Genomic DNA, 8,412 nt, shown 5'->3' on the forward strand with positions numbered 1-8,412 from the left:
CCGGGATTGGTTTTATTGTGCTGCTAATGTTTGTGCAACTTGGTTTTCAAGATGCTCTCTATTCCAGTGCAACCGCAGTGCATCAGAATCTCAAGGGAGATTTATTTTTAGTCAGTTCACAATATAAATCTTTGACCTCAAATCAAAGCTTTTCGCGGACACGTTTGTATCAATCTCTGGGGTTTGATGGTGTAGAGTCAGTTAGCCCCATGTATTTGCAATTTGCCAAACTGAAAAATCCGGCAACTGGTGAGAAATACTCAATATATGTTATTGGTTTCGATCCAGGTAGACCTGTGATGAATATTCCAGAAGTTGAGAACAATTTAGATAAACTCAAAATTCCCGATGTCATGCTTTTTGACCGAATTTCTCGTCCAGAGTTTGGCCCAATAGCTGAAAAATTTAATGCAGGAGAGACTGCACAGACAATTGAAATATTTCCCTTCAATTCATTAATTGGTTATAGAGTCAGAATTGGTGGATTATTCAGCTTAGGGCCTTCCTTTGGGGTAGATGGCAACTTACTTGTTAGTGACTCAACTTTTTTGAGGATAAATCCTAACACTCGTCCGGCAGATATGATAGATATCGGTTTGATTTCCCTTAAACCTGGTACTAATGCAGAAACAGTACTGAAAAATTTGCAAGCAAGTTTGCCTAATGATGTCCAAGTTTTTACCCGCCAAGGCTTCATTGATTTTGAGAAAAAATATTGGGCTGTTAGAACACCCATTGGTTTTATTCTTAACTTGATGTTGACAATGGCTGCGGTTGTTGGTGTGGTTATTGTTTATCAAATTCTTTATAGCAATATTGCTATGCAGTTCGTTGCTTACGCCACTTTAAAAGCCATAGGTTATGCCAATAGATATTTATTAAATGTGGTATTTCAGCAAGCTTTAATTTTGGCAATTTTAGGTTATATCCCAGGATTTCTTACTTCTGTGTTGGTATATAGTTTTGCACAAGAAGCAACTAAATTACCAATAGTTATGACCACTAATAATGCACTAATTGTCTTAACTTCAACAGTTTTAATGTGTATAACCTCAGGAGCGCTTGCTATCAACAAACTCCGCTCCGCAGACCCAGGAGATATTTTCTAATCTTACCTCTTTTTTCTCTCTCTGCGCCTCTGCGCGACGCCAGTCACTCATGGGGGAAACCCCCTTCTCTACGAGACGCTCCGCGAAGGCGCTAGCCTCTCCCTTTGGGAGAAGACCGCGCTGCCTCCTCTGCGTGAAAAAATATTCGGTATCTTAATCTAAAATCCAAAATTGGTATAACCAGACTCTATGAACCTCAACAACAAAACCCTCCTAATTACCGGGATTGATGAACTTGTCGGCTTGCGTACAGCCGAGTTAGCCATAGCCCAAGGAATGAAGGTTCGTGGATTACAAAGTTCTACAGAAAAGAACAAACAATTACAGAATTTAGGTGTTGAGGTAATTATTGGTAGTATCACCGATTCTACTATTGCCCAAAAGGCTTGTCAGGGAGTAGACATCGTTTTACATACACATCAGATTGCCGAAGAAGCTGGCGCAATTAAGCATTTTCATGATGTCAATGTTGGCGGTACTGTCAACATGGCTAAAGCTGCTAAACAGGCTGGTGTTAAAACATTTGTACATCTATCCAGCGTAATGGTTTACGGTTTTAACTATCCTGATGGCGTGACAGAATCAGGGCCACTCTCTGGCGAAAATAATCCTTACTGTCAAACGAAAATAGAAGCCGAAACAGCACTCTTAGAACTAAATAATTCTCCAGATTTTGGCATTATTGTTATTCGAGCCGGAGATGTTTACGGCCCAGGAAGTATTCCCTGGATAGTCAGACCAATTCTGATGATGCGTCAAAAATTATTTGCCTGTGCCAACGATGGTAAAGGAGTAATCAATCACGTATATATAGATAACCTGATTGATGGCATCTTTCTAGCGATTGAAAAAGAAACCTACGGTGAAATATTTAATATCACCGACGGACAAGAAACTTCGTGGAAAGAGTATTTTATGCGTGTAGCAGCAATGGAAGGTTTACAAGCACCGCTTTCATTACCAAAAGATGAAATCAAGTTGTTTCTAAAGCTGCGTGTTCAAGGACAAAAACTTTTTCGCAAAAAAGTTGATATTTTACCAGAGTCTATAGATTTTATGACTCGTCCCTATGCCTGTTCCATTGTCAAAGCACAAAGCCTTTTAAATTATAAACCAGCAATTGACCTAGAATCAGGCATGCAGCGAACACATGAATGGCTGCAAAAAACAGATATCCAAAGTTTGATGAAATAGTCCACAGATTTTTAGAATACTTGTTTTCTATGAGTAGCAATCAGCCACGATTGAGCATCGGATTACCTGTATACAATGGTGAAAAATTTATCAAAGAAGCCATAGATTCACTCTTGGCTCAGAGCTTTGAAGATTTTGAGTTAATTATTTGCGATAATGCCTCTACAGATAAAACTGAAGAAATTTGTAGAGCTTATGCCGAGCAAGACGAACGTATCTGTTACTACCGCAATGACACAAATATCGGTTGCGCCCGGAACTTCAATCGCGTCTTTGAATTGTCTTCAGGTGAGTATTTTAAATGGGCAGCCCATGATGATCTACACGCTCCAGATTTTATTAGGAAGTGTGTAGAGTTGCTTGACCAAGATCCTACCATAATCTTGTGTCACTCTCAGGTGTATTTCATTGATGAACAGGGGAATTTTCTTCAAAGTTACGATATCAAACTCAAGGCAGATACACTAAAACCACACGAACGTTTTCACGAATTGCTGACTAAACATTTCTGTTATCAATGTTATGGGGTAATTCGCGCTAGTGCCTTGAGAATGGTACCGCCAATGGGTGGTTATGGTAATGCTGATGGAATTTTCTTGTTAAGACTTGGTATTCTTGGTAGATTTTATGAAATCCCTGAATACTTGTTCTTTGCCAGAAGTCATCCGCAACAATCACTGAGTATGTTCTTTCCCAATTATTTGTTGTTTGCTGACAAAAATCAAAAACCATTATTGAGTATGCTGCCTGATTTTTATGCCTATACAGTATGGTTTGATTCAGCAAAGAAAGGACAAATTTTATTGCCACATTGGAGAATACTCTGGGAGTATTTACTCTCTATATGGCGTAGTCCCATGAGTTTGTATGAGCGGCTGTGTTGTCACAGAAGTCTACATCAGCAGTTAAAAGGGACAGAATATTTTTTGCTGAAAGATTTGCTAAGAGTGTTGCAAGTATTCTGGAAACGTTGGCAACCAGCATCAATTAAAGAACAGCAAGTCACACTTTGAAGGAATTAGTTCAAAAATAAAAGCTGGCGATGGCTGCGTCAACGTCTGCGACGAACGCACCGCCAAAATCTACGGCGATCGCAGTTTTTTATCAGCACCAAAATCACCTATTCTTCACTACAAAATTATGCTGAAACTATCTCATGTTTTACTTGCTACTTTAGTGAGTATCAGCTTTGCTAAAACAGTGAATGCAGAACCAACTGCAACACTAAGCGTTGTGATAAATGGAATACAGCACCAAAAAGGTGAAATTTGCTTCCGAGTTTACGCAGGTGAAAAAGGATTCCCGATGAGTAATACTAGTGAAGGTAAAAGTGGCTGCGCTAAGATTACAGGCAGTTCTGTAAAAAAAGAATTTTCCGGTTTAAAGCCTGGGACTTATGCGATCGCAGTAGTGGATGATCAGAATGGCGATCGCAAACTCAACAAAGACTTTTTCGGTATTCCTCAAGAAGGTTTTGGGATTTCCAAAAATCCAACTGTGTCCATCCAAACAGGTGCACCAAAGTTTCGTGATGCCAGCTTTGTTGTAAACAAAAATACAACAGTCAACATCATCATGAAATATTCGCTGGATTCGTAAAGAGAGTGGGGAATGGGGGGATGAGGGAGATGAGGGAGAAAGAATAACTAATATTTAATGCCCAATGCCCAATGCCCCATGCCCCATGCCCCATGCCCCATGCCCAATTCTTCAGAATTACGGTTTAGATCAAACCTACATATAAACAAGCCGAGATTCTACCGGAGATTAAAAATTTAATGGAAGATTTGGCGATATTTCTCTCTAAGTCTTTGATGGGTTGGTTGGTGATTCAGGTGTGTTTAACGCTTGTGTTTATATGGTATCTGCGGTCATCTAAAAAAAACTTATTGCCAGATGAGCAGTTACCTAAAACAGCAGTGATTCTTTGCCTACGTGGAGCCGATCCGTTTTTGCCCAGATGTTTGCGATCGCTCCTAAATCAGAACTATCCACAGTATGATTTAAAGTTGATCGTTGATAGTCACGAAGATCCCGCTTGGAGAATTGCTAGTGAAACCATCACAGAGCAAGAAGCGACTAATGTTCAAATCAGCCCTTTGAGAATAGTCCGCAACAATTGTAGTCTCAAATGCAGTTCCTTGGTGCAAGCTGTCCGTGAGTTGGATGATTCCTACAAAGTGGTTGCTTTAGTAGATGCCGATACCATAGTCCATGTAAATTGGCTGCGAGAATTAGTCAGTCCTTTAGGCGATGCCAAAGTAGGGGCTACAACAGGTAATCGTTGGTATGTGCCTACAGGTAACTATTGGGGATCTTTAGTGCGGTACACAGGCAATGTATCCACAATAGTGCAAATGTTTCTCTTCCAAATTCCTTGGGGTGGAACTTTGGCTGTGAAAACAGAAGTGCTTCGCCAAACAGAACTGCTAGATAAATGGGGACAAGCTTTAGGCGAAGATTTTATGATGCACGATGTCTTAAAAAAACATGGATTACAAGTAAAGTTTGTGCCTTCGCTGCTGATAGTCAATCGTGAAGAGATTGACTTATTCAACTTAATAGACTATCTCAAACGTTTTTTACTTTATTCTCGCCTTTATCACCCACGTTGGTTAGCTCTAGTTAGTGAAGCTGTTTCTAGCATTTTGTTTCCTACTATAGTCGTAATGTTGATTCTAGAGTCATTGTTAGGGGCAAAATGGGAAGCTGCATCTCTCCTACTTGGCTGCTATGGTGTCTACACTGTTGGATTACTTTTAATAATGCTCGTGTTGGAATTAGAGATACAGCGAGTGGTTCGCTCTAACGACCAGGCGATCGCCAAATTATCACCTGCGACAATCATCAAAATGTTGATTGGGATTCCCTTGACACAGTGGGTTTATGGGTTAGCGATGCTATCGTCATTGTGGAACTCAACAGTTACTTGGCGCGGTGTCTCCTATCGAGTTCAAGGCCCTCGGAATGTGCGGCTAATTGAATATCGCCCTTATCAATGGTTAGATCAGCCTATTGATAGCAAGGTTTCTCTTTGAATAATTGGTAATTAAATATTCTCTGCGTAAATCCTAAATTCACAATCAGTATTTTAGTAAAATATTCCCTTTTTATATGACTAAGCAACCACTTCGTATTGCACTATTTACAGGATTGTACGCTCCTTTCTTAACTGGGGTTTCTGTTGCAGTACATCAACGAGTTCGTTGGCTGCTAGAGCAGGGACATGAGGTTTTTCTAATCCATCCGCAGATTAACGATCGCTATCCTAAGAATGTTGGCGATCGCCCGATGCCAGGACTCAATGAAATTCAGTCTTTCCCTAACTTCTCTGCTTACGCATTCCCTACACAACCACTGCTATTTTATAAATCTCTTCCTCAACCATTGCACTATCGACATTGGAGCGATACCAAGTTACTGGAGAAGTTTCAGCCTGACATTATAATAGTTGAAGAAGCCGCGCAAATGAGAGGTTTATACTCATTTTTCTTGCAAGGTTATGGTCGCCCGATCGCCACTAAATACGCAAGACGAACCGGAACCCCAACAATATCACTCTTTCATACTGATATCGTTGCGTATATCAAATATTATTTTGGAGATTGGTTCTTTAGCTTGGTTCGTCCCATCGTTCCTGCTATAGTTAAGCAGTTTAGTGAGTCTTATGACTTCAATTACTTTTCTTCTAGAGAACAACTGACTAAATACAAAGAATTGCAATGCCAACGCGCCGAATATGTCCCTTATCAAGGCATCGATTGCGAAAAATTTCACCCGCGAAACATCTGTTACGACCCGATTCCTCATGACAACCGACCGACTATTTTGTTTGTCGGACGCATCACTCCTGAGAAGAATGTTAACCAACTGCTTGATATATTTCCAGTCATAGCTGCTAAAATCCCTGATGTCCATCTGGTGATTGTTGGTAGTGGACCCCTAGATGCAGAGATCCGTCAGCGTGCCCAAAAGTTTGGATCGGGTGTTACCGTATGGGGCGAGTCTCACGGTACAGAACTTTTAGGTTGGTTTGCTAGAGCAGATGTCTTTGTCAACCCCTCCATTACCGAAAACTTCTGCACTACAAATAATGAAGCGTTAGCGTCTGGAACCCCTGTAGTTGCTGTTGTTGCACCTTCAACCTCAGAACAAGTATATCCTGGGCGCAACGGCTTTCTTGCCCAACCTAACAATCCTACAGACTTCGCCCAAAAGGTGATTACAATTCTAGAAAATCCCGACTTGAAAGCAGACATGACTCAGTATGCTCGCCCCTCCATACTAGACTTCGATTGGTCGGCGTGTATGCAAAAGTTTGAAGACAAACTTTACCAAATCGTTGAAGGTCGCACAAGGCGGATGTAGCTACAGGTATTGTAAGACCATAACGATCGCAAACACAGCGATACACTTGGGTTAAGGCTAACAACTAAAACCGGTGTAGGTTGGGTTGAGGAACGAAACCCAACATTATCACCCAAGCGATGCAAAGGATGCTGCGGGATGAGTGGTAGTCGCTACTTGTTGGATACAAATGCGATCATAGCACTGCTACAAGGGAACTCACAACTGCTGCAACTGTTACAAAATGCTGATTGGATAGGAATTTCGATTATTAGATTTGCATCACCGTGCTATCTAAATAGGGTTTGCTGCAACTTAGATGTATCGACCTGCAACTTAGATGTATCGACCTGCAACTTAGATGTATCGACCTGCAACTTAGATGCACCGACCTGCAACTTAGGTGTATCGACCTGCAACTTAGATGCACCGACCTGCAACTTAGATCCAGAGTAATACGGTTTGGTTAAAATACATAGTCCTTAAAGATCCCCCTTAATCCCCCTTAAAAAGGGGGAAATATAGCCATTCTTAGCCCCCCTTTTTAAGGGGAGTTGGGGGGGATCAAGTCTTATCCAAACCGTATTGAGATACACCAACCCGCAACAATTAACTATTTACTGGCATGACAATAATAATATCTTTGGCGTAGCCTACCGTAGGTATCACTTCCTAGCTTGACTAAAATTGATTATCTTAAAACTTTGCAATATAGATTGTTCAAAAGTAACGTGGTTAACTCACCATTATTAAACACATCCGACTCGTATTGCCGTAGTTGCAGCTTCAGTGCGGTTAGTTACCCCTAACTTATTAAGTACTTCACTAACATGATGCCTGATAGTAGAAGGACTCAGTTTCATTCGTTGAGCGATCGCTTCATTACTCAATCCTAGAGTCAGCAGTACTAAAACCTCTCTTTGCCGTTTGCTTAATTCATACATAGGTTGAGATGATGCTTTGCTTGGTTGCAGCAACGCTTGAATTACCTCTTTTGCTAACATTGACTTACCTATGGCAGCAGATCGGATAGCATCCGCCAGATCATCAATTGAGACACCTTTGAGCAAGTAACCAATAGCACCGGCTTGCATTGCTTGCTGTACCAAGTTTGTCTCTAGAAAACTGGTCAAAATCAAAACCTGAATTTCTGCGTATTTTTTCCGAATAGCTCTTGTTGTTTCTCCCCCATTCATCCCCGGCATCATCAAATCCATCAGCACCACATCTGGTTGCAACTGTCCGCACAGATATACTGCTTCATCTCCATTACGCGCTTCACCCACTAATTCAATGTCATCAAAGGCCAGTAAACCAAATTTAATACCTCCGCGCAGTATCTCATGGTCATCAACAGTAATGACCCGAATCGGTTTGACTGATTTATCTTTTTCCATATATAAATACGAGGTATCAAGACTATTTTTAATACATTTACATTATTGTTTTATTTTCTGCATTTACACGCAAATGTCTTAATTTTTAATTTAATCCATACTCCCTATTTTCAAAACAGCGCTTGGCCAACTCAGCACAATCTCAGTCCCTTTCCCTGGGTAGCTTTTTAGACGGAAAGTAGCACCAATTGACTCAGATCTATACTTTTGCAGTTTTTACTATGTGTGGATGAGTAATAATACTCATAGCATGAGAAGAGGATTTCTTTAAAAACTAGTTCACTAACGCGTCGGACTAGTTATTTTTTTTACATAACTAGGTTGTTTCACACTTAATAAGCTTCATACGATAACTGCATTTTATT

8 protein-coding genes are annotated in these 8,412 nt (G+C 40.6%); 7 read left to right on the forward strand and 1 reads right to left on the reverse strand.

Features of this window, described 5'->3' with window-relative positions; translation table 11 throughout:
* The 7 genes from devC to ACEW80_RS17090 form a co-directional block, all read left to right on the forward strand.
* A partial coding sequence (gene devC, locus ACEW80_RS17060) for an ABC transporter permease DevC (protein WP_373527732.1) occupies positions 1-1,109 on the forward strand: 1,109 nt, incomplete at its 5' end.
* A 189-nt stretch (positions 1,110-1,298) separates the two neighbouring features.
* Positions 1,299-2,303, forward strand: a complete 1,005-nt coding sequence (locus ACEW80_RS17065; protein ID WP_373527733.1) for an NAD-dependent epimerase/dehydratase family protein — start codon at positions 1,299-1,301, stop codon at positions 2,301-2,303.
* A 29-nt stretch (positions 2,304-2,332) separates the two neighbouring features.
* On the forward strand, positions 2,333-3,316 hold the full coding sequence (locus tag ACEW80_RS17070) for a glycosyltransferase family 2 protein (protein ID WP_373527739.1): 984 nt from the start codon (positions 2,333-2,335) through the stop codon (positions 3,314-3,316).
* 127 nt (positions 3,317-3,443) lie between these two features.
* Positions 3,444-3,902, forward strand: a complete 459-nt coding sequence (locus tag ACEW80_RS17075; RefSeq protein WP_373527734.1) for a DUF2141 domain-containing protein — start codon at positions 3,444-3,446, stop codon at positions 3,900-3,902.
* Positions 3,903-4,081: 179 nt separating this feature from the next.
* Entirely contained in the window at positions 4,082-5,341 is a 1,260-nt protein-coding gene (locus tag ACEW80_RS17080; RefSeq protein ID WP_373527735.1) for a glycosyltransferase family 2 protein, read from the forward strand.
* Positions 5,342-5,417: 76 nt separating this feature from the next.
* On the forward strand, positions 5,418-6,671 hold the full coding sequence (locus tag ACEW80_RS17085; RefSeq protein ID WP_373527736.1) for a glycosyltransferase: 1,254 nt from the start codon (positions 5,418-5,420) through the stop codon (positions 6,669-6,671).
* 138 nt (positions 6,672-6,809) lie between these two features.
* Complete coding sequence (locus tag ACEW80_RS17090) at positions 6,810-7,106, forward strand: hypothetical protein (protein ID WP_373527737.1); 297 nt, start codon at positions 6,810-6,812, stop codon at positions 7,104-7,106.
* A 293-nt stretch (positions 7,107-7,399) separates the two neighbouring features.
* Here ACEW80_RS17090 and ACEW80_RS17095 read toward each other — a convergent pair whose 3' ends face one another.
* On the reverse strand, positions 7,400-8,047 hold the full coding sequence (locus ACEW80_RS17095) for a response regulator (RefSeq protein ID WP_373527738.1): 648 nt from the start codon (positions 8,045-8,047) through the stop codon (positions 7,400-7,402).
* Positions 8,048-8,412 lie beyond the last annotated feature (365 nt).

The sequence above is a fragment of the Nostoc sp. genome (assembly GCF_041747015.1).
Taxonomy (GTDB): Bacteria; Cyanobacteriota; Cyanobacteriia; order Cyanobacteriales; family Nostocaceae; genus Nostoc.

Coding starts and splice junctions, on each gene's coding strand:
- ACEW80_RS17065 (WP_373527733.1), top strand. CDS start 1,299: ATGAACCTCAACAACAAAACCCTCCTAATTACCGGGATTGATGAACTT.
- ACEW80_RS17070 (WP_373527739.1), top strand. CDS start 2,333: ATGAGTAGCAATCAGCCACGATTGAGCATCGGATTACCTGTATACAAT.
- ACEW80_RS17075 (WP_373527734.1), top strand. CDS start 3,444: ATGCTGAAACTATCTCATGTTTTACTTGCTACTTTAGTGAGTATCAGC.
- ACEW80_RS17080 (WP_373527735.1), top strand. CDS start 4,082: ATGGAAGATTTGGCGATATTTCTCTCTAAGTCTTTGATGGGTTGGTTG.
- ACEW80_RS17085 (WP_373527736.1), top strand. CDS start 5,418: ATGACTAAGCAACCACTTCGTATTGCACTATTTACAGGATTGTACGCT.
- ACEW80_RS17090 (WP_373527737.1), top strand. CDS start 6,810: ATGAGTGGTAGTCGCTACTTGTTGGATACAAATGCGATCATAGCACTG.
- ACEW80_RS17095 (WP_373527738.1), bottom strand. CDS start 8,047: ATGGAAAAAGATAAATCAGTCAAACCGATTCGGGTCATTACTGTTGAT.